The 19,551-nt window shown below is 54.7% G+C and carries 18 protein-coding genes; 11 read left to right on the top strand and 7 right to left on the bottom strand.

Annotated features, from left to right (window positions below; genetic code table 11):
- Positions 1 to 16: 16 nt before the first annotated feature.
- Complete coding sequence (locus PSR63_RS09000) at positions 17 to 823, top strand: hypothetical protein (RefSeq protein ID WP_274332571.1); 807 nt, start codon at positions 17 to 19, stop codon at positions 821 to 823.
- Between the two features lie 3 nt (positions 824 to 826).
- Here the strand turns inward: PSR63_RS09000 and PSR63_RS08995 are convergent, their stop codons facing one another.
- On the bottom strand, positions 827 to 1,177 hold the full coding sequence (locus tag PSR63_RS08995) for a hypothetical protein (RefSeq protein ID WP_274332569.1): 351 nt from the start codon (positions 1,175 to 1,177) through the stop codon (positions 827 to 829).
- Positions 1,178 to 1,295: 118 nt separating this feature from the next.
- Here PSR63_RS08995 and PSR63_RS08990 point away from each other — a divergent pair, with 118 nt between their 5' ends.
- Positions 1,296 to 1,568 carry a hypothetical protein gene (locus tag PSR63_RS08990; RefSeq protein WP_274332567.1) on the top strand — a complete coding sequence of 91 codons (273 nt, stop codon included), beginning with the start codon at positions 1,296 to 1,298 and terminating at the stop codon, positions 1,566 to 1,568.
- Positions 1,569 to 1,742: 174 nt separating this feature from the next.
- Positions 1,743 to 2,846: an alkene reductase gene (locus PSR63_RS08985; RefSeq protein ID WP_274332565.1), complete on the top strand. Its 1,104-nt coding sequence runs from the start codon at positions 1,743 to 1,745 to the stop codon at positions 2,844 to 2,846.
- A gap of 82 nt (positions 2,847 to 2,928) precedes the next feature.
- On the opposite strand, the gene PSR63_RS08980 is transcribed toward PSR63_RS08985, so the two are convergent.
- The 3 genes from PSR63_RS08980 to PSR63_RS08970 all read right to left on the bottom strand — a co-directional run bounded on the left by PSR63_RS08980 (position 2,929) and on the right by PSR63_RS08970 (position 5,543).
- The gene (locus PSR63_RS08980; protein ID WP_274332564.1) at positions 2,929 to 3,852 is read right to left on the bottom strand and encodes a DUF1559 domain-containing protein; all 924 of its coding nucleotides are present in this window, start codon (positions 3,850 to 3,852) and stop codon (positions 2,929 to 2,931) included.
- A 268-nt stretch (positions 3,853 to 4,120) separates the two neighbouring features.
- Entirely contained in the window at positions 4,121 to 4,501 is a 381-nt protein-coding gene (locus PSR63_RS08975; RefSeq protein ID WP_274332562.1) for a carboxypeptidase regulatory-like domain-containing protein, read from the bottom strand.
- 124 nt (positions 4,502 to 4,625) lie between these two features.
- Positions 4,626 to 5,543: a DUF1559 domain-containing protein gene (locus tag PSR63_RS08970; RefSeq protein ID WP_274332560.1), complete on the bottom strand. Its 918-nt coding sequence runs from the start codon at positions 5,541 to 5,543 to the stop codon at positions 4,626 to 4,628.
- Positions 5,544 to 5,926: 383 nt separating this feature from the next.
- Between PSR63_RS08970 and PSR63_RS08965 the strand changes: the two genes are divergently transcribed.
- The 3 genes from PSR63_RS08965 to PSR63_RS08955 all read left to right on the top strand — a co-directional run bounded on the left by PSR63_RS08965 (position 5,927) and on the right by PSR63_RS08955 (position 8,259).
- Positions 5,927 to 6,439 (top strand): RNA polymerase sigma factor, encoded by a 513-nt coding sequence (locus PSR63_RS08965; protein ID WP_274332558.1) that lies wholly within the window; start codon positions 5,927 to 5,929, stop codon positions 6,437 to 6,439.
- A gap of 31 nt (positions 6,440 to 6,470) precedes the next feature.
- Positions 6,471 to 7,826, top strand: a complete 1,356-nt coding sequence (locus PSR63_RS08960; RefSeq protein WP_274332556.1) for a FecR family protein — start codon at positions 6,471 to 6,473, stop codon at positions 7,824 to 7,826.
- Positions 7,827 to 8,028: 202 nt separating this feature from the next.
- Positions 8,029 to 8,259, top strand: coding sequence for a hypothetical protein (locus PSR63_RS08955; RefSeq protein WP_274332554.1), 231 nt, complete (start codon positions 8,029 to 8,031; stop codon positions 8,257 to 8,259).
- An 82-nt stretch (positions 8,260 to 8,341) separates the two neighbouring features.
- Here PSR63_RS08955 and PSR63_RS08950 read toward each other — a convergent pair whose 3' ends face one another.
- From PSR63_RS08950 to PSR63_RS08940, 3 genes are all read right to left on the bottom strand, one after another.
- The gene (locus PSR63_RS08950; RefSeq protein ID WP_274332552.1) at positions 8,342 to 8,785 is read right to left on the bottom strand and encodes a hypothetical protein; all 444 of its coding nucleotides are present in this window, start codon (positions 8,783 to 8,785) and stop codon (positions 8,342 to 8,344) included.
- Between the two features lie 187 nt (positions 8,786 to 8,972).
- Positions 8,973 to 9,425: a hypothetical protein gene (locus tag PSR63_RS08945; RefSeq protein WP_274332550.1), complete on the bottom strand. Its 453-nt coding sequence runs from the start codon at positions 9,423 to 9,425 to the stop codon at positions 8,973 to 8,975.
- Between the two features lie 77 nt (positions 9,426 to 9,502).
- Positions 9,503 to 10,462, bottom strand: coding sequence for a DUF1559 domain-containing protein (locus tag PSR63_RS08940; protein WP_274332548.1), 960 nt, complete (start codon positions 10,460 to 10,462; stop codon positions 9,503 to 9,505).
- Positions 10,463 to 11,274: 812 nt separating this feature from the next.
- Between PSR63_RS08940 and PSR63_RS08935 the strand changes: the two genes are divergently transcribed.
- From PSR63_RS08935 to PSR63_RS08915, 5 genes are all read left to right on the top strand, one after another.
- Positions 11,275 to 13,632 carry a methyl-accepting chemotaxis protein gene (locus PSR63_RS08935; RefSeq protein WP_274332546.1) on the top strand — a complete coding sequence of 786 codons (2,358 nt, stop codon included), beginning with the start codon at positions 11,275 to 11,277 and terminating at the stop codon, positions 13,630 to 13,632.
- 211 nt (positions 13,633 to 13,843) lie between these two features.
- Positions 13,844 to 14,962 (top strand): GTP-binding protein, encoded by a 1,119-nt coding sequence (locus tag PSR63_RS08930; protein ID WP_274332544.1) that lies wholly within the window; start codon positions 13,844 to 13,846, stop codon positions 14,960 to 14,962.
- A gap of 300 nt (positions 14,963 to 15,262) precedes the next feature.
- Positions 15,263 to 15,463, top strand: a complete 201-nt coding sequence (locus PSR63_RS08925) for a hemin uptake protein HemP (protein WP_274332542.1) — start codon at positions 15,263 to 15,265, stop codon at positions 15,461 to 15,463.
- Positions 15,464 to 15,540: 77 nt separating this feature from the next.
- Positions 15,541 to 16,281, top strand: coding sequence for an energy transducer TonB (locus tag PSR63_RS08920; RefSeq protein WP_274332540.1), 741 nt, complete (start codon positions 15,541 to 15,543; stop codon positions 16,279 to 16,281).
- 158 nt (positions 16,282 to 16,439) lie between these two features.
- Entirely contained in the window at positions 16,440 to 19,415 is a 2,976-nt protein-coding gene (locus PSR63_RS08915; RefSeq protein WP_274332539.1) for a CHASE domain-containing protein, read from the top strand.
- The last annotated feature ends 136 nt before the right edge of the window (positions 19,416 to 19,551 follow it).

The raw sequence follows: 19,551 nt of genomic DNA, 5'->3' as shown, positions 1-19,551 counted from the left end.
GATGAGGAGTCTCGCCATGTTTCGTTGCTATACACGCTCGGTTTGCGCGGTATTGCTCACGTGCTCTTGGGTCGCCTTTCTGCAAGCAGGCGAAACGTCGATCGAACGCTGGGACCGGGCAGTTTGCCTGGTCGAGAGACAAGTCGATAAGGAAAACAACAAGCAGCAGCATGATTGGTCGACGGCCTTCCTGGTCTCGGACGGGGAGCATATCACGCTGGTTGCCACGGCCCACGGAGCCCGCCTGACCAGTCGCGAAACGGCGGTCGTGTTCCGTCGACCTGGCGGCGAATCAGGCTCGGTGGTGCTGGGAGATCTCTATGCGGAAGAAGGGAACCCTTGGCGGTTCCAAGCCAACGCGGATGTCGCCGTGATGCGTATCGAGTCTCCTAAAGACCCCAGCGAAGTGATCACCGACCTTTTGAAGTTGGCCATTCCGCTGGAAAGCATTCAGACCACCTTGCCCATGCGTACCACCGGCGTCGAACTGACTGGCTTTCCCATGGGGTTGGGCGTCAAGGGTTTAGGAGTTCAGCCAGAGGTTTCGCCGATTGTGATTTGCGGAAAGATTGCTTCCCGAGAGATGCCAGTGCCGGCTAAGTGGGGGAATGAAATGGTCTTTCTAATTCAGCTCGCCGGAGCTGGCGGCATCAGCGGCAGTCCCGTCTTTTTAGAAGAGGAGTCGCCGCAGTCGGTTCAGGTCGTTGGCATGGTCATGGGGTATGTCCGCGAAGATAAGTCCGGTTTGATGATGAGCCGGATCATCCCTGGCCGCATTCTGGCCGATGCCGTGAGTAACTCTTACTCGCGGTTTTCAAAGTGAAGGCTAGTCGTCCTCTTGGCGTGGTTTCTCGATGAGCACTCGCCCCTGGTAGACGACTTCAAAGTCACGGGCAAATTCCATCTCAGGCAAGGCGAGCACACGCTCCATTAAAAGATGTACCCGCTCGTCTCCAAAGCCATTGTGATGCCGCAGTTCGATGTGTCCTGGTTTGACCACGCCGGCCAGAGCGTTACCGACTGAGTCTGGCTCGTAGCGGATCTCAGGTTCCGAGATCTGTTCATGTTCAATATCACGGGAAAAGAGCAGCACGCCATGGTCGTTTACCAGTAGCTTGAAGACGAAGCTTTCTTCTTCAAGAATCGTTTCGATGGAATCGCGGCCGTAAACGTGCATGGTGGGTCCTCCAGTGGTGCTGTTCAGCAAATCGCAGGACATAATTCTAGCGAATTGTTAAGCTTGATTCGGCCAGCCAGCGATCGCTTTGTCCTAATTTCTGTCAGGAAAATGTCCGATGGCCGACCTCAAGTCTCCCACGCTCATCTATCTCAAGGGCGTGCTGTTTGTCGTGCTGGGTGTATTCGCCGCCGGGATCTTGCTGGTGAGAGCTGGTGATTGGCAGATCGCGCTGCTTTTGGGGCTCGCGATCTGGGCTTTCTGCCGGGCCTATTACTTCGCGTTTTACGTGATCGAGCACTATGTCGACCCAGGCTACAAGTTCGCCGGACTAGGAGATTTCGCTGGGTATCTCTGGTCGAAGGGAAGGTGTGTGCGCCCTAAGTCTTGATATGTATATGGGTTATGTATGATTCTGGCTGGTGTATGGTAGAATTTAGTCCGTTGAACAACTTTTTACATATAATCTGAAACGCCCAGGTGTTCGGCGGCATCTACGAAGGAGATTGGGACGCTTTGCGATCGCCGCGGCACGTTTTCTTCCGACAAACCCAAGGACTCGACCATGAGCCAATATGATTCGCCACTCTTTCAGTCTTACGACTTACGAGGACTGACCCTTAGCAACCGAATTACCATGGCTCCACTTACCCGGGCACGGGCAGGCAAGGATCGGATTGCCAACCAGTTGATGGCCGAGTACTACCGGCAACGGGCTTCCGCCGGGCTGATCATCACCGAAGCAACGACGATCTCGCCTCAGGCCAACGGCTGGGTTCAGTCCCCAGGGATCTACACCGGCGAAATGGTCGATGGTTGGAAGCAGGTCACCGGCGCCGTCCATGAAGAAGGTGGCAAGATCTTTATGCAGCTTTGGCATACCGGTCGAGCTTCGCATAGTAGCTTCCATGGCGGCGAGCCAGCCGTCGCTCCGTCGGCGATCATGATCGACGATGGCGAATTGCAGCACACTCCCAACGGGAAGGAACCCCGTGAAGTTCCGCGAGCCTTGGAGACGGACGAAATTCCGGGCATCGTCTCCGACTACGCCAAAGCTGCGGCAGGCGCGAAAGAGGCAGGCTTCGATGGGGTCGAAATCCATTCGGCAAATGGCTATCTCTTGGATACCTTCTTGCAGTCGAAGACCAATCACCGCAACGATCAGTATGGCGGAAGCATCGAGAATCGATACCGCATCCTCGACGAAGTCGTTCAAGCGATCAGCCAGGTTTGGCCGCAAGAAAGAATTGGTCTGCGGCTGGCACCCAACGGAGCGTTCAACGGGATGGGGTCGCCTGATTACCGCGAGCAGTTCACGTACGTCGCCCAGCAATTGAACCAATATCAATTGGCTTATTTGCATGTGATGGATGGGACGGGCTTTGGGTTCCACGGATTGGGTGAACCCATGACGCTTTCTGAGTTCCGCAAAGTGTTTGACGGACCATTGATGGGGAACGTGGGTTATACACGCGAGTCTGGTGAGCAGACGATTGAACGAGGTGACGCTGACTTGATCGCCTACGGTCGCCCCTTCATCAGCAATCCCGATCTGGTCCAGCGATTCGCCGAAGAGGCCCCGCTCAACCCGGAAGCGGATATGAGCACCTGGTATTCGCCGACGGGAGCAGAAGGGTACATCGACTTCCCTACGCTCGACGCGGTTTAGTCGATATTCCAATAGAAAAGGTCCGCCAATGGCTAACCGTTGGCGGATCTTTTTTGTTTCTATTAGGAATGTGAACCGAACATTAATATTCGGGAATCACTTCACCACCGTCGATCGTACCCAAAGCGGCCTGGGTACGCAGGTTGATGGTCTCTGGCAGGAAGACCACACTGGCGTCGCCGTTTAGGAACTGAGCACCGCCTGGGTGGTTGCTGCTGGGGTTGTAGACCGAGTTACCGTTGATGTTGTAGTCGGTGTCGTTGGAAGCACGTTCCATTCGCAGACGAATCTGAAATTCGTACACGGTGATCGCACCACCAAAGTCATAGTGGTTGCCAACCCACAGCGAGCCAGCCGGGCCGGACGATCGACCGGTGCGGCGTTCAGCAACGATCACCGTGTTGCTCAAGCCGTCGGTAATGTCCGCAAACCTGACCTTCGAGTTGTCGTAGAAGGTCGCGTTGCGATCGGTACCACCGGCATTGTTGGTGGCGGTCGGATCGGTCGGATTGTGATATGCGGAGAAGACACCCACGTAGTTCGACTTGCCGAATTGGTTGGGCGAGGTGCCCAGTCGCTCGTTGATGCCGTCACCGGTGTCCGAGGGGCAAAGGTAGGCATCGACAACCGTTTTTGCCAGCGGAGGTGTGCCGGTATTAGTCATCGCGGCGACGTCTTCCCAAGGCTGATTGAATGCTCCGACGGTGGCAATCGCTTCGAACAGCGAGTTTTGCTCCAACTGCGGAAGAATCTGAACCTGCCAGCTGATCTGGTTGGTCGTCACGCGTCCCGGAGGCAGTTTTCCGTAGGTGTCGTGATAGTTGTGAAGTGCAATGCCGACTTGACGCATCTTGTTGCTACAGGACATTCGACGAGCCGCTTCGCGAGCTTGCTGAACGGCAGGGAGAAGTAACGCAATCAAAACGCCAATGATGGCAATTACCACCAGCAGTTCCACGAGGGTGAAACCAGGTTGGGGCGAACGGGACTGCGCAGCACGGACCATAGAGGCTCCTTGGAAACAATGTTCCGGAAATGGGGAGAAAGTAGAAAGGAAGTCGTTAGGAGGCAGTGATAACTTCAGAAAGAAACCTGTTCTTGTGTTTCCTGCCAATTGGTAACTTGTAGAAACCCGGAATGCGTAGGAAAGTTTCGCGGTTCTCCGAATATTTCGATTGCGGTCGGCTGGGCCGACCGAGCTGGCAAGAACGTATCAGCCCCCAGCCGATTTGGGGCAAACCGACTGGGGACTAACAAACGTCTTACCGGATTTCCTACTTCGATTGCAGGTCGAAGTTGGTGCTGCTTGAGCTGGAGGTTATGTCGACGGTCAATTCGGACGCGTCGTTGTACTTCGCAGGCAGCTTTTCTTTGGGAGCCCTAGCGGGTCCACCTTCACCTTGAACGGTAGCCGTGGTGATTTTTACGGTGTGTTTGCCGGTGGCCGCCCCTTTTTGGTCGTTGGTGTAGACCAATTCGTAATGGCCGCTGGCATCGGTCGTGCCGGTCGAGAATCGCTTTCCTTCTTCTTGCGGATAGAAAGAAACCAAGGCGCCGGCCAACGGTTCTCCATCCAGCGTCACCGTGCCGGAGACAGGAACGACGCCTGACCCGGAGCCGCAACCAACCAGCCCGATCAATGCGATCGCGGCCATGGTGGTCGCTGCAAGGCGACTAGATAATGCATAGGGGAGTTTCATCGAAGCGCTCATGACATAAATGGGAATGGGTAGCGAGCAGCCCGCTTCCACCCGAAGCGGGCTGTCGCTGTTGAAGAACTTAGTACTCGCCAATCACTTCGCCGCCATCAATCGTTCCCAGAGCTGCCTGGGTACGCAGATTGATGGTTTCCGGCAGGAAGACGACACTGGCATCGCCGCGGAGGAACTGAGCCCCACCGGGGTGATTGCTACTGGGGTTGTAGTTGCTGTTGCCGTTGATGTTGTAGTCGGTATCGTTCGACGATCGTTCCATTCGCAAACGGACTTGGAACTGCGAGATACCGCCCGAGATCGAACCACCAAAGTCATTGTGGTAACCAATCCACAGCGAGCCGGTTGGGCCGGAACCCTTTCTCTCAGCACGTTCGGCGACGATGATCGTGTTGCTCAGGCCATCGGTAATGTCGCTGAACTCGGTCGACGAGTTGTCGAAGAAAGTCGCATTTCGGTCACTGCCCCCGCTACCGTTGGTCGCGGTCGCGTTGGTTGGGTTGTAGTAGGCCGTGTAGACACCGATGTAGTTCGATTTGCCGAACCGATTAGGCGAAGTCCCCAGACGCTGGTTGATACCGTCGCCTGTATCGGAAGGGCAGATATAGCCTTCGATGATGGTCTTGGCCAGCGGCGTGCTGCCAGTGCTTACCATGGCTGGGACATCTTCCCAAGGCTCGTCAAAGCCACCCACCGCCCCGATTTGGTCGAAAAGTGCGTTCTGTTCAATTTGCGGTAGGATTTGGGTCAGCCAGCAAATCTGGTTGCTGGTCACGATGCCCGGCGGAAGTGTGCCGAAGGTATCGTGATAGTTGTGCAGGGCAATGCCAAGCTGCTTGAAGTTGTTACTGCACGTCATTCGGCGAGCTGCTTCGCGGGCCTGTTGGACAGCTGGCAACAAAAGAGCAATCAAGACGCCAATAATAGCAATCACAACCAACAATTCGACGAGGGTGAAGCCGCGCGGCCTCTGGAGATTTTTCATAGAAGAGGCACCTCTAACTAGATCAACAACGAAACGAGAAATAAAGATAAGTGCGAACCAGGCACCCTCCGACTTCTCCCAAGCCGAAAGGCCGTTCCACCCAACTCTCACGGACGACTTTTCGTTTCCTGACATGCCCGAAAGAAAAAAAAGGAAGAAATCGGGCATTTCGCATTGGAGGTCCTTTATTGTTGATACTTTTTTGTCAGGTTATGGGGCGCTGTTCGTTTCTAAGACTGAACGCAGACCCTATCCCTGTTGCACGCAGACTTCCGGTGTACTACGAATGGAGTTAATGCTTTTGGCCCTTTGGGGGGAGTGTGTTCGTCGACGACGTTTGGCGGCAAAACACATTTCCAGCCGTGCCACAAGGCAGTAAAGATATGCAAGAGAGCGATGTAGTACGTGTCTTGCTTGAGGCACGCATTCGATTGACCGTTCCGATCTGGTCAATCGTCCGTGAGTCTCAGGCCGTTGAGGACATCTTCCAGGAGGTCGTTCTGCGCGCACTGCGTCAGCGGGAACAAATCAACGACGAAGGGCACCTTTTGGCTTGGTCTCGCACCACGGCCAAAAATCTGGCGGTCGACTGGCTGCGGCAGCGCGGCAAGTCGCAAGTAATGGATGGCGGAGCGATGGACCGCATTTGGTCGATCTCGGACGAACAGGCCAAGGGCTTGTCCGACCGGAAGGATGCCTTGCGGTTGTGCTTGAAGAAGATGCCAGAACGCAATCGAGAGATGATTCAGTTGCGGTATGGAGAAGGGTTGAGCTGTATCGAAGTGGCCAAGCAAATCGGAGCTTCACTCGACGCAGTTTATAAACGCCTGTCGCGTGCTCATCGGGACCTTCGTCGCTGTGTCGAGGGAACGCTGCACGGGGAGGTAACGCAGTGACAGGTGAGAGCGCCCGCCGGGGGATCACGGCATGAACGATAACACGCCAACACATGATGAGCAGTCGATGTCGGATGACGACTTGATCGAATTGATCGTTCGCTACAACGACGGTGATCTCGACGAATATGAAATGACGGCACTTTCGGCTGCGCTGGAAGGGGATGACCGCGCACTGGAACTTTTCCACAGTATCTCGCTGCAGTCGCTGACCATTGCCGAAGTCACCTCACCGCGGAACAAGCCGACGCCATTTCCACGTCAAACGATCTTCTGGTGGTCGGCCGCAATGGCACTGGCCGCTAGTGTCGCGTTCGCTGTCTTTCTCGACCTGCGAGCCGGTCAGCTGCCGACGGTTGCCAAGTTAGTGCAAGTAACGGGGAAAGTAACGGTAACCATGCCTGACGGTGAAGCACGCGAGCTTGCCGTCGGAGACGATATTCCGGTAGGAATGCAGATCACGACCGATGCGATCGGAAGCTCGGCAACGCTCGAGTTTCCCGATGAAACACGCGTCAGCCTGCATGGAGCCACTGAGGCTGCTTTTCGGGAAGAAGATCATAAGCAAGTCGATCTGTTTGTCGGCAACGTCGTGGCAGACGTTCAGCCACAACTACCCGGCAAGCCGATGCAAATCATTACTTCACAGGCGGTCACCGAAGTTCTTGGGACTGTGCTTTCCGTTCAGGCTTCGCATCTGCGAACCGATGTGGATGTCGTCGAAGGCAAGGTCCGCGTTCATCGTACAGGCGACGAGAGTGCCGTCGATGTCGCAGCAGGGGAAAAGGCTACTGTGGCGCGTGATCTTCCTCTGAAGAGCCAGCTCCGTTCGCCGACCCCCAATCACTGGAAGATTGATTTCGAAGAGGAACTCCCCACCGATTGGCGAAAAGGTATTTGGGCCCAGGAGAAGCTCCCGCTTGGTTCAGCCGGCGCGGTGATGACCGAGACACGACCAGGATTCTTGGATCCGACTCATACGACCTGGTATCAGATCGAATCGTACAACCGCTGGAGTGAAGGCCTGTTTACGGTTGTCGAAGATACGCACATGAAAGTCACCTTCCGTGTGAATCGCTCGGATGATGTACAGGTCTTGCTGCTTTCTCGCGGGGCCGATTTCCATGGTTCCGATAGTGTCTATGAATATATGATCCATGACTTCGATCCAAAGAAGTCTAGCGACTGGCACACGCTGGATATTCCTGTTGCCAAATTCAAGAAGGTGGCCGCGGACTCGAAGGTTGGCTCAGAAGAGGCCCCGGCCGGCGCACCTCGCTTTGGGCAAGTGATCTACAAAGTGGTTCTCTCGACCCAGGAACGCGACGTCGACCTGATTGTCGACCAACTCGAATTCGTTCCGCAGCCGGTTGCCAGTCAGGACTAGGCCCGGTTCCTATAGGGCGTGGTCGTTGATTCGCCTCGCCCATCCCCGAGATAGCTTTTCTAGCTAACTTTCGGGAATTCACGCAACTTCTGGCGTTGTCGATCGATGATCTTATTGTCTGGAGGGAAACAAAACTAAAGGCAATGAGGGCCTGGTTTTAAGCGTGCTTCCGAGAAAGCACATCTTTACAAGGTTCCGAGCGATGATGACGTTCGACGTATTACAATGGGAAGAAGCGGTACGAACCGCATTGGGAAGAGGAGGGCACCTGGTTGCCTTCATAGTTGCGTTGTTTTTGATTGCTACTTACATGGGTGGCGGTCAACTTTTGGAAAACCCAGCCAAGTTGGTGATTGGCGGTTTCTTCATCGGTTTCACGATGGATATGGTTATCAGTATTTGCTGGCACCAGATGGTAGGTTCCAAGGCCTAAGCTCTCACCGTTTTCCCCGCCGATTTCCCACCCCGCCGCCCACCTACAAAAGCCGTCACTCTCGATACTGTTATAACGAGATCTAAGGCTCTAACTTACTGAGATCACGACGCCAACGCAGATGGTCTTCGTCGAGACTTTCACGAGCGTACCCTTGGTCGCCCAAAGTCATCCGGCTTAAGAACCACTTGTGATCGTTGAATTCTTTGCTGCGAAAGTACATTGCGCTAACGGTCACCTTGCCCGGAGTCCACTTCGTTTTTATTTCGTGGGAACCGTCTTTTCGGTAGCTGTTGCGGAACATGCCAACGCTTTGTCCCGACCAAGAACTAAGGCCGCAGCCTTGGCCGGCAAGCTCAAGTGTATGGAAGAACTTCTCAGCCTCTTTGATGTCGATCTGATCTGGATAGCCACTGGGCCGCATCGCTAGATCCAACGGGACATCATCATGTGCCGGTTCCTGGGCGAGAGCATCGGCCCCTAGGAGGCAACTCAGGGCGACAACGAAAAAGAATAACGGCTTCATCGGCACTACATTGAGATGAGATACAACAAGTGAGTAGCCGTATAGTAGAAGGCTTCTCCGCGCACGTCGAGCTATCGGCAATTTAGTCCGCGCTTCTGGCGTCTTCTTCAAGACAGTGCGCATAAAAATAGGTGGCTGACCCTGCCAAGTCAGCCACCTGTTCCGTTCGGGAAACGAACACAAGACGTTACATCTTGGCCGCCATACCGTCAGGAATCTTGCCGTCTTTCGTCAAATTGAACTCGAAGTTCTTTTGATCGGGAGCCACAGTAATGCGTAGCTTTGACTGGCGGTTGTACACGTTCGGAATGATCGAAACGCTGTCTTCGGTCAGTCCACGTTCGACTTCTTCCCGCGTAGGGTTCTTCTTTGTGACCATCTTGTGGGCGTGGATCTGGACCGCCATTTCGCCAGGGGACGACTTGGCCGTGTAGTACCCGTTCTCGATCAGGCCTCCGCCCATGCTTCCACCGTTGATTGGCATCAGCGAGATCGAGCCATCTTCGACCGGCTCGCCATCGAGGGTGACGCTACCAGAGATCGTGATCATGCCGTCACCGGCGCCGCAACCAGCCAGGAAGCTAAGCGAAGCCAACAAGACGACGAAACTGCTCAAGGAGATAAGGTGTTTTTTGTTCATGGTATGAATGCTCCATCAGGAGGTTCAGGGGAAGACTTGCCTTCGTAGCAAGTCTTCCCGGCACCTGCCAGATTTGGTTACTGACCGATGACCTCGCCACCTTGGGTCGACGTCCGGGCACGCCATGCCCAGATATCGATCGTTTCTGGAACGAAGCTTACCGAACCGTCGAAGTTACAGGCGTTGACACCGCCTGGGTGCATACTGAACGCGGCGAACGTCGCGGCCCACCAGTTATCGCCACCATTGTGACAAGGGATCTTCTGCAGATAGTCATCTGGATTCCAGCAGCGACGACCACCATCGATCGAGGCCTTGGTGTTCGGGGTCAGGTAACCAGTGAAACCGGCACCCGAAGCGTAGATGCCAGCGGCGTACATGCCTTGCCAGCCTTGATCGTTCTGGTTCATCGGAACTTCCGAAACCATCACGGTATTGCTGGTTCCGTCAGTAATCGAGGCCATGCTGCGAATGTGATCGCCCATCTTGAAGGCCGAACCGCCGTTGTCGTAGGTCCAGACACCATCCCAATTGTTGGCGTTGTGCTGATCGTAGTTCGTGTTACCAACGCAGACCGCGTAGCTGTAGCGTTGATGCGACCAATGATTGTTTCCGCTATTCGATTCGCCCAAGGTCACGTTTTCAGAAGGGCACGAGTAAACGTCGATCGGCGTCGTGCGATACAGTTTGTTGTTGCCGTCGTTGGCTCGCACGTTGAAGTTCAACGTTTCGTACATGGCCGTTTGTTCAATGAAGGGAAGCAGGCGACCAAACACTGAAATCGTGTCGCCATTCCAACCGGTGAAACCGAGGTATGGGAAGTTGCGGTAGGTGTCGTGATAGTTGTGCATCGCTAACCCAATGTTCTTGAGGTTATTGACGCATTGGGCACGTCGTGCGGCTTCACGGGCTTGCTGCACGGCAGGCAGAAGCAGAGCCACCAACACGCCAATGATGGCGATCACAACAAGCAGTTCGACGAGGGTAAACCCGCGCTTTGCTCGAGAGTATTCGGGAGATGACGAAATCAAGTTCATGAGTAATGACCTTTCACCGCCAAGCGGCAGAACAAGGGGATGAGTAAGGATGAGTTTGGTGTGTGGATGAAATCAATGAGATAAGTCCACCTGAGAGGCTCATCGGGTAAAGACTATTTTCAGTCTTTTTTGCCGAAAGTGAATGAGAAGCGACGTTTAATTTTTGAGAAGTATTACGCCTATTGGATCCGTGTTTGGCAGTGCTTGAGAGGTGATCTCCTGCCTAGACGGCGATTTGTGGGGCCTGGTCTTTCGTAACTCTTTGAGTGGTAAAAGAATTGCCACCTGGATTGTGATACTTATTTCGGGTGGTTCCGTGGGAAAGGAGTATGGGTGACTCTGAGAAGCTTGCGCAATATATCCCTCGCTAGGGGCGATAATGTTTCACCGTTGATGTGGAGTTTCTAATGTTTTAAACGATGCAATTGAGGATTTTTGCCTTTCAGGCAGGCTGCCTGGCGAGGTGCGTTGGCTCACGTGGCTTTTTGCCTGCGTTGGGGATGCTTCAAGGAGCCTCAGGGCTTCCGGTGCGAGAACTCGCCGGGCTCATTCACGAGAATCTTCAAGAACCCTTGTTCCTGTCCAGGAATATCCCTGATGTAAGCGTAAGTCGTTCTAGTGACACGACGTACGATCGTGATCAGTCGATCGTATGGGGAAATGCCCTGCTTATTTGGGGGACGAGATATTTGACTTCAGTGGGTTGAAACGTAGATAGCTTGGACGCCAAATGCGATCCACTGCGGCAGCAACCGCGATCGAGTTTACGTCTGAAGCTTTAAAAACCGCAATTCCTAGGGCAGGAGATCACGATGCCGACCAGTGCAACACTCGAGGCTACTCAACCATCGACGAAACCTTCCACGCGTAAAGCCAAGACGAACTCACGCTCTCGATCGGTGGAAGCTCAGCTTCGAAGCGAAATTGCGCTGCTGAAGGCCGAGAACGCCGCGATCCATAAGTCGCAAGCCGTGATCGAGTTCCAACCCGACGGAACGATCCTGACCGCCAACGACAATTTCCTGGGTGCCGTGGGCTATACGCTGGAAGAGATTCAGGGACAACATCATCGTTTGTTCGTAGATCCCGCCTACGCCCAAAGTATCGAGTACCGTGACTTTTGGACCAAGCTTGGCCAAGGGAACTTCGACGCCGGCCAGTACAAACGCGTCGGCAAAGGTGGCCGCGAAATCTGGATCCAGGCTTCCTATAACCCGATTCTCGACGAAGACGGAAATACGATCAAAGTGATCAAGTACGCCGTCGACATTACCGCACAAAAGATGCAGGATGCCGACTTCCAAGGTCAGATCAACGCGGTAAGCAAAGCTCAGGCCGTCATCGAGTTCAACATGGATGGCACCATCATCACGGCCAATGAAAACTTCCTGAGCACGGTTGGTTACTCGCTGGGCGAAATCCAGGGGCAGCACCACCGGATGTTCGTCGGTAACGAGTACGGCAACAGTGCTGAGTACCGTGAGTTCTGGGCCAAGCTGAATCGTGGTCAGTATGAAGCCGCCGAGTACAAACGTTTTGGCAAAGATGGTAAGGAGATCTGGATCCAGGCTTCGTACAATCCGATCTTCGACGCCAGTGGCAAGCCTTACAAAGTGGTGAAGTACGCCACCGACATCACCGATCAAAAGTTGCAGTTCGCAGACTTCTCGGGTCAGTTGGAAGCGATCAGCAAAGCCCAAGCCGTCATCGAATTCAACCTGGACGGCACCATTATCACGGCCAACGAAAACTTCCTGAGCACGGTTGGCTATTCGCTCGGCGAGATTCAGGGACAGCATCATCAGATGTTCGTCGAACCGGAATACGCTCGTAGCGGCGAGTATAAGAAGTTTTGGGATAAGCTGCGTCGTGGTGAATACGAATCGGCTGAGTACAAGCGTCTTGGCAAGGGAGGGAAGGAGATCTGGATTCAGGCTTCCTATAACCCGATTTTCGACGCCAGTGGCAAACCTTACAAAGTGGTGAAGTACGCGACCAACGTTACCGAGCAGAAATTGGCTACGGCGAATTACTCGGGGCAGATGGACGCGATCAGCAAATCGCAGGCGGTGATCGAGTTCAACATGGACGGCACCATTATCACGGCCAATGAAAACTTCCTGGGTGCGGTCGGTTATAGCCTGAGCGAAATCCAAGGACGCCATCACCAGATCTTTGTCGACAAGGAATTGGCTGCCAGCGGCGAGTACAAAGTGTTCTGGGAGAAGCTGAATCAGGGTGAGTTCGACGCCGGTCAGTACAAGCGATTCGGCAAGGGCGGCAACGAGATCTGGATTCAGGCTTCCTACAACCCGATCTTCGATCTCAATGGCAAGCCGTTCAAGGTCGTCAAATATGCCACGGACATTACCAAGCAAGTCCACATGCGTTTGGCCATGGCCGAGTTGATTGCCAACGTGAACGAGAGTGCCAACCAGTTCACCGAAAGTGCCGCGACCGTCAGCGAAGCGTCGCAGTCGGTTGCTGAAGGGGCTCAAACCCAAAGTGCTGCTGTCGAGCAGATCAGCGCTTCGGCTCAAGAGCTGACTCGCAGCATCCAAGGTGTCCGTGATCGTGCCAACGAAACCGATAAGCTGGCCAACGAAACGAACGTGATCGCTGTCGAAGGCGGCCAGGCTGTCACCAAGAGTGGTGAAGCGATGGACCTGATCAAGGCTTCGTCCGAACAGATCAGTGAAATCATTCAGGTCATCAGCGAAATCGCCAGCCAGACGAATCTCCTGGCACTCAACGCTGCCATCGAAGCGGCTCGTGCCGGGGAACATGGTTTAGGGTTCGCCGTGGTGGCCGACGAAGTTCGCAAGTTGGCCGAACGTGCCAGCAACGCCGCCAAGGACGTTTCGGCTCTGATCAAGGAATCGACGGCTCGTGTTGCCAACGGTGTCGAACTGAGTGCTCAGGCCGGTAGTGCCTTGGAAAAGATCGTTGCCGCGGTCGAAGCCACGTCGGGCAAGATCGCCGAAATCGCTTCGGCCACCGACGAGCAGATGAGCATGTCGCAAGAAGTCTACGGTACCGTTCAGCAAGTTGCCTCGGTGACCGAACAGTCGACCGCTTCCAGCGAAGAAATGGCGGCCAGTGCCGAAGAACTCGGTGCCCAAGCTAAGTCGCTCCGGGACCTGGTCGAAAGCTTCGACATGAGCGAGTAACTCGCTTCTCGAAAAACATGGGGAGGCTGAATGCAAGGGAATATTCAGCCTTGGGTGACAGGGGCTTGCCAGAAAACGGTAGCCCCTTTCGCCGATTCTTGGGGGCAGGCCTTGTGCTTATGCCCCATAGGCTCCATGTTGAAGCCTGGCATCTAATGCGATAATCTCAACTCGGTAAGAACGTTCTCCCCTTCCTGAAAGATCCCCTCCTATGTCATCTGAACCCCACAAAATCCGTTTCGTGATGTTGGGCGGCTTTCTGGGGGCAGGAAAGACGACAGCTATTGGCCGCTTGGCCAAGCAGTACCAGGATCAAGGGCTGAAGGTTGGTGTCGTCACCAATGATCAAGCGGCCGACTTGGTCGATACGAACTTGCTTCGTTCGCAAGGATTGAATGTAGGCGAGGTCGCCGGGGCTTGCTTCTGCTGTAACTTCAACGAACTGACGTCAACGGTCGAAACGCTGGCCGTCGACGAGCGTCCTGACGTGGTCATCGCCGAACCGGTAGGTAGCTGCACCGATCTGGTCGCTACGGTGGTTCAGCCACTGGTACAGCTATTTGATGCCCAGTTTGATGTGGCGCCGTACGGCGTGATTCTGAAGCCTTCGCACGGGCTACGGATCTTACGCAAAGAAGCCCAGGCAGGCTTCTCGCCCAAGGCGGCGTACATCTTCGAGAAGCAGTTGGAAGAGGCCGACTTCTTGATCATCAACCGCATTGATGAGTTGAGTACGGAACAAGTCGAGGAACTCGCGACACTATTGAGTGATTTTGCTCCGGAAACGCCCGTTCTGCGGATGTCGGCTAAGACCGGTGAAGGAATGGAAGCGTTCAGCGAAATGCTTGATCAGCGCGGTGCGTTCGGGCAAAAGATTCTTGAGCTGGACTACGAGCTCTACGCCGAAGGGGAAGCCGAACTGGGTTGGCTAAACAGCAGCTTGGATGCGACCTGCGACGAGCCGTTCGTGATGGATGATTTGCTGCTGGGAATCGTGGAACGACTGCGTGAACGCCTGGCAGCTATCCAAGCCGAGACCGCCCACCTGAAGACCATCGGTTTGTGGGAAGGAGCATACGGAGTCGCTAACCTGGTCAGCAGTGACACGCCGGCCGTGCTTTCGTTGCCTTCGCACTGCCAGACGAAACTGGCTCATGTGGTGGTGAATGCCCGAGTAGCCGTCGACCCGCAGTTGCTTCGCACCCACGTGGAAGAAGTGGTTCAGGAGGTCGCCGGCCAGCTGGGTGTCACGGTCACACTTCATCAAACCCAAAGCTTCCGTCCTGGTCGTCCTGTGCCAACGCACCGGTTTGCCAAGCCAAACGGTTAAGCGACATTGTTTGCGAATGCCCGCAAAGTCTTCCCTGCTGCTCGGCTTGCACTTATCGAGCTTCTAGGGGCTTCTCAGTGGATTGGTATGTTGCCGAGCGCGACATGCGTGTCACCTGGCGCGACAGTATCTTTCCCTAAATGGGCAAAAACCGCAGGAAAAGCGATCGGCGCGGTAGTTGCATTTACTGTTGAGGACTTTTTTCACGCGAATGTGAGGAAAGTTTTTCACAAAAAGAAGTTATCCGAACGCTCGTCAGGGCGTTCATCCGATTCCCTTAGCAGTGAAGTGTTCATCACCATGCATCGTAGCTATGATGACATGGGCGGTACCCAGGTAACGGACCGCCCCCAAACTAGCCCAAACGTAGACCAGCATCATCAATCGGCGATTGCCTCAGGCGATCTGCTTCAAGGCCGTCGCCAGGTATGGATTGATCATGACGGGACGCTCTATTGTTTGAAAGCGACCTCGAATGGTCGCTTGTATTTGACGAAATAAGAGCTCCGTGAGGTTCAGGGGCTCGCTTTTATGTGCCTGCCCCTGCGGTTGTTGTCAGCCGTATTGCGGCTGATTTCATGCGACGACTCACGACGACTCAGTTTGCCATCCATTTCTCGGTCTGGAGCCACGTGGCTTTGGTGACGGTTCTTGCATGGCAAAGCATGTCGTTGTTTCAGTCAGTTGACTTTGCAGGCCAACGCGAGGCCGTGGCCCTTTCGGCCACGTTTGCTCCTCCGGTTGTTTTAAGCGAACCGGAACCTGTCGAGCTACTTCAAAGCGAGATGAACGCCAGCGAGTCGACTGTCGACATTGAGCCGGATGATACGATCGCAAAAGAATCTCTGCGGATCATGCCAACTCGGCAATCGGCTGAGCTACTGGTCGAAGCGGTGCAGGCCACACCCAAGGTTCAGGTCGCCGAGCGTCGGCAGTTCAAACGGCAGCTGAAAGAGGCCGAGCCACAAGTGAAACCATTGCCTCGGCATTCGCGGCCGATTCCTGTAGCGGCGATGGCGATGTCTGTTCCAGTACCGGTGGGTACGACTGAAGAGACGCCGCCCGACTTCTCGATGAATTCGCCTCCCAGGTACCCGCCCGAAGCCGTTCGCAATGGCTGGGAAGGGGAAGTCCTGTTGCGGATTGCGGTGGCCCCTGATGGACAGGTCAGCCGAGTAAGCGTCGAGAAAAGCAGCGGATACGAAGTTCTCGATCAGGCGGCACTCAAAGCGGTACGTCTTTGGAAGGGAGTTCCTGCCACCCAGGCTGGCCAGCCGGTCGCGGTTGTTCGCCTGATGCCTGTCCGGTTCCTGCGCTAGGGCGGGCATGGCCCCATCTCTCATTACACCGAGATAATCGACACATTCGATACATCGCTTGTAAGCGCACTGCGTTAAGGCGAATTGCTGGCAGATAATTTGCGTTCTGGGCACCAAGTGCCTTCTGGGTAACCGATAACGATTCCGGCGGCTGGGCAATGGGTGCCCGGCGGAACGAATTGATGGTTGTCCGGGGCGGGGCAAACGTGCAGGCAAACAAACACCTCCTTCGAAGCACCGCAGAAGTTGTTGCTACGGTTGTGCTGGCAGAAGTCGTCTCGACGCTTCTGTTACCGCTGGTGATTCCCCAGTTGCCGACGTTCGCTACGCATCTGCTGGGTATGGCCGTTACGCTGCTCATCGCTGCTCCGCTGATCATCTACCGCTTGATGACCATCTGGGGCATGAAGTTTGCGCCAGTAAACCCGAACGTCTCGACCGGCGTCATGCGGCCGGTGATCCTGGTCCTTGTTTGCGGTGTTACCCTGACAGGGGCTTCTGCCTACTGGATGACGCGTGAATCACACCGTCAGTCCGAGGAAGCATTTGATGCGTTGAGTGAGCGGGTAAAAACCGAAGTCGCTCGGCGAATGAAAGAGTTCGAAGATGGCTTGAAGGCGCTCCGCGGTCTGCATGAGGTAAGCGAGGAACTTACGCTGGCTGAGTTCCGTGACTACTGCAAAGTGGTGGATCCCCAACTCTGCTTTCAAGGAGCTATGGGGCAGGGCTTCATCCGAAGAGTCCCCAAAGATAACGTTGGCCCGTTCATGTCTTGGGCCAAGAAGAAGCTCGGCGAAGACTTTCAGATCAAGACCGCAGGCAGTCTTGATCAGTACGACGACTATTTTGTGATCTGTCACATCGAGCCGATTGCTGACAACCGAGCTGCCTGGGGGCTGGATGTCGGGTCAGAAACTAACCGTCGTGTGGCTGCGGAGAAAGCGCGGGCCAATGGCGTACCGACGTTGACGGCGAAAATTAACCTGGTTCAGGATCAACTGAATCACAACGGCTTTCTGTACTACCTGGCCGTTTACAAGACCGGCGTTCCGCTCGAAACGGTGCAAGAGCGCGAGGACGCTTTCCTGGGTTGGGTCTACATGCCGATTACCTCGGAGTTGGCCTTGGACGGCATCCTCACTTCTGGTGACGGAAAGGTAGATGTCATGGTTTACGATACAATGGCCATCGACCCTTCCAACAAGCTGTTTTGCGACCATGGTTATCCATTCAGCAGCGAAGATGAGAAACACAGCTACCAGCCGGTCTTTTCCAAGTCTTACACGATGACTTTTGGTGGTCGGCAGTGGACCGTGCAGATCAGTAGTAACCCGAACTTCGATACCAGTAGCCTTTTCATGCGGCCATTTATTACGACGGCGATCGGCGCGACGCTGACTGTTCTCCTGGCGACAATGGTATGGAACCTGGGAACATCGCGATTGCGAGCCATGCAGTTGGCCGAGTCAATGACCGCCGATCTCAAGACGGCAAAAGAGGAAGCCGAAGAAGGCTTTCGCCGGTTTACGACCATTTTTGAGAACGTGCCGGTGGGCGTGAATGTGCTGGATGAAGATGGACTAGTTGTGGAAACCAATCCGGCTGGTCTCCGATTGTGGGAAGCTCAGGCCGAGGAAGAGATTCAAGGCATATCGCTCCTCGAGCAATTGCCCAAACAATCGCACAGCAAGGTCATTCGAAGTCTATGTGACGCCATGGCAGGACATCCGTGTTGCGTTGAATTTCAAATGACGGGACTTCGCGGAACCGATCGCCTAATCGAGTTGCACGCCGTTGTGTTCGAGAATCCTACGCTCGAATACAAAAGGCCATATTTGTTGGCTGCGATGCGTGATGTCACCGCCCAGCGCAAAGCCGAGGCTGATCTCCGCGAGGCTCGTGAAAAGGCAGAAGAGGCCAACCAAAGTAAGAGCGAATTCCTCGCCAACATGAGTCATGAAATCCGTACGCCGATGACGGCCATCCTGGGCTACACCGATCTTTTGGCAGAGCAGGGGCAACCTGATGACGAGCAGTCGGAGCGGAAGGAATACATCGATACGATTCGCCGCAACGGCGAGCACCTGTTAGCGATCATCAACGACATTCTCGACTTGTCGAAGATCGAAGCCGGCAAGATGACGGTTGAGTCGGTGCCGATGCGTCTTGATTCGCTTGTTCGCGATGTGATGGACCTCATGCATGTTAAAGCGGCGGCCAAGGGGTTGGCGCTTGATTCGATCGTGGAGAACAAGATCCCCATGATCATCGATAGCGACCCGATCCGCTTGCGGCAGATTCTGGTCAACCTGCTTGGGAACGCGATCAAGTTCACCGAGATCGGTCGAGTTCGACTTCGTGTGTGCTACGTGAAATCCGAGAACAGCCTGAGACTCTCCGTCGAAGATACGGGCATCGGGATGACCGAGAAGCAGATCGAGCGTTTGTTTCAGGCGTTCGTGCAAGCCGACAATTCGATGGCGAGACGTTTTGGCGGTACAGGGCTTGGTTTGCGGATCAGCAAGCGTCTGGCCCAGATGCTCGGAGGAGATATCAGCGTTACGAGCGAGCCGGACGTGGGTAGTGTCTTCTGCCTGTCGTTGTCGCTGGAAAAGATCAACGAGAACAACTGGTTGACCCCAGATGAAGCTTGCGCGACGACGACCAATCAGAAAAAGGAGGTCGAGGATTCGCCAAAATTGCCGAGCCATCCTCTCAAGGGGATGCGAATCTTATTGGCCGAAGACGGCCCAGATAATATCCGTCTGATTTCATTCCACCTTCGTAAGGCCGGCGCGGAAGTTGAGACTGTCGAGAACGGTAAGCTAACCGTCGAGCAGATGACCCAGGACGGAACGGTTGATGGTCCGTTGGAAGAGCCCGTTCGGTTCGACGTCATTCTCACCGACATGCAAATGCCCGAGATGGATGGTTATCAATCGACTCGGCTCTTACGCGAGAAAGGATGCACGCTGCCGATTGTCGCCCTGACAGCCCACGCTATGGCCGGTGACCTGCAAAAGTGCCTCGACGCTGGCTGCACGGACTACACCACGAAACCGATCGACCGCAAACGGCTGATTGAATTGCTGCAGCAGTACCACCCCGAGTCGATGGAGTCGGCGGTGATCTAAGCGGTCGTCGTCCAAGTCATTGAATTAAAAGTCTATTCTCTCTCGGGCTGTTTCATCTTCTTGACTGGATGAACCGAAGTGTCGTATCCGCCTGCCAGAATTGCCCAGCTTGTATCCAGCACGGTAATTGCCCGTT

Source organism: Bremerella sp. P1 (assembly GCF_028748185.1).
In the GTDB taxonomy this organism is placed as follows: domain Bacteria; phylum Planctomycetota; class Planctomycetia; order Pirellulales; family Pirellulaceae; genus Bremerella.
This window is presented reverse-complemented; position numbering and strand designations above follow the sequence as displayed.

Excerpts from the sequence above, each read along its gene's own strand:
- PSR63_RS09000 (WP_274332571.1), top strand. The coding sequence starts at position 17 with ATGTTTCGTTGCTATACACGCTCGGTTTGCGCGGTATTGCTCACGTGC.
- PSR63_RS08995 (WP_274332569.1), bottom strand. The coding sequence starts at position 1,177 with ATGCACGTTTACGGCCGCGATTCCATCGAAACGATTCTTGAAGAAGAA.
- PSR63_RS08990 (WP_274332567.1), top strand. The coding sequence starts at position 1,296 with ATGGCCGACCTCAAGTCTCCCACGCTCATCTATCTCAAGGGCGTGCTG.
- PSR63_RS08985 (WP_274332565.1), top strand. The coding sequence starts at position 1,743 with ATGAGCCAATATGATTCGCCACTCTTTCAGTCTTACGACTTACGAGGA.
- PSR63_RS08980 (WP_274332564.1), bottom strand. The coding sequence starts at position 3,852 with ATGGTCCGTGCTGCGCAGTCCCGTTCGCCCCAACCTGGTTTCACCCTC.
- PSR63_RS08975 (WP_274332562.1), bottom strand. The coding sequence starts at position 4,501 with ATGGCCGCGATCGCATTGATCGGGCTGGTTGGTTGCGGCTCCGGGTCA.
- PSR63_RS08970 (WP_274332560.1), bottom strand. The coding sequence starts at position 5,543 with ATGAAAAATCTCCAGAGGCCGCGCGGCTTCACCCTCGTCGAATTGTTG.
- PSR63_RS08965 (WP_274332558.1), top strand. The coding sequence starts at position 5,927 with ATGCAAGAGAGCGATGTAGTACGTGTCTTGCTTGAGGCACGCATTCGA.
- PSR63_RS08960 (WP_274332556.1), top strand. The coding sequence starts at position 6,471 with ATGAACGATAACACGCCAACACATGATGAGCAGTCGATGTCGGATGAC.
- PSR63_RS08955 (WP_274332554.1), top strand. The coding sequence starts at position 8,029 with ATGATGACGTTCGACGTATTACAATGGGAAGAAGCGGTACGAACCGCA.
- PSR63_RS08950 (WP_274332552.1), bottom strand. The coding sequence starts at position 8,785 with ATGAAGCCGTTATTCTTTTTCGTTGTCGCCCTGAGTTGCCTCCTAGGG.
- PSR63_RS08945 (WP_274332550.1), bottom strand. The coding sequence starts at position 9,425 with ATGAACAAAAAACACCTTATCTCCTTGAGCAGTTTCGTCGTCTTGTTG.
- PSR63_RS08940 (WP_274332548.1), bottom strand. The coding sequence starts at position 10,462 with ATGAACTTGATTTCGTCATCTCCCGAATACTCTCGAGCAAAGCGCGGG.
- PSR63_RS08935 (WP_274332546.1), top strand. The coding sequence starts at position 11,275 with ATGCCGACCAGTGCAACACTCGAGGCTACTCAACCATCGACGAAACCT.
- PSR63_RS08930 (WP_274332544.1), top strand. The coding sequence starts at position 13,844 with ATGTCATCTGAACCCCACAAAATCCGTTTCGTGATGTTGGGCGGCTTT.
- PSR63_RS08925 (WP_274332542.1), top strand. The coding sequence starts at position 15,263 with ATGCATCGTAGCTATGATGACATGGGCGGTACCCAGGTAACGGACCGC.
- PSR63_RS08920 (WP_274332540.1), top strand. The coding sequence starts at position 15,541 with ATGCGACGACTCACGACGACTCAGTTTGCCATCCATTTCTCGGTCTGG.
- PSR63_RS08915 (WP_274332539.1), top strand. The coding sequence starts at position 16,440 with ATGGGTGCCCGGCGGAACGAATTGATGGTTGTCCGGGGCGGGGCAAAC.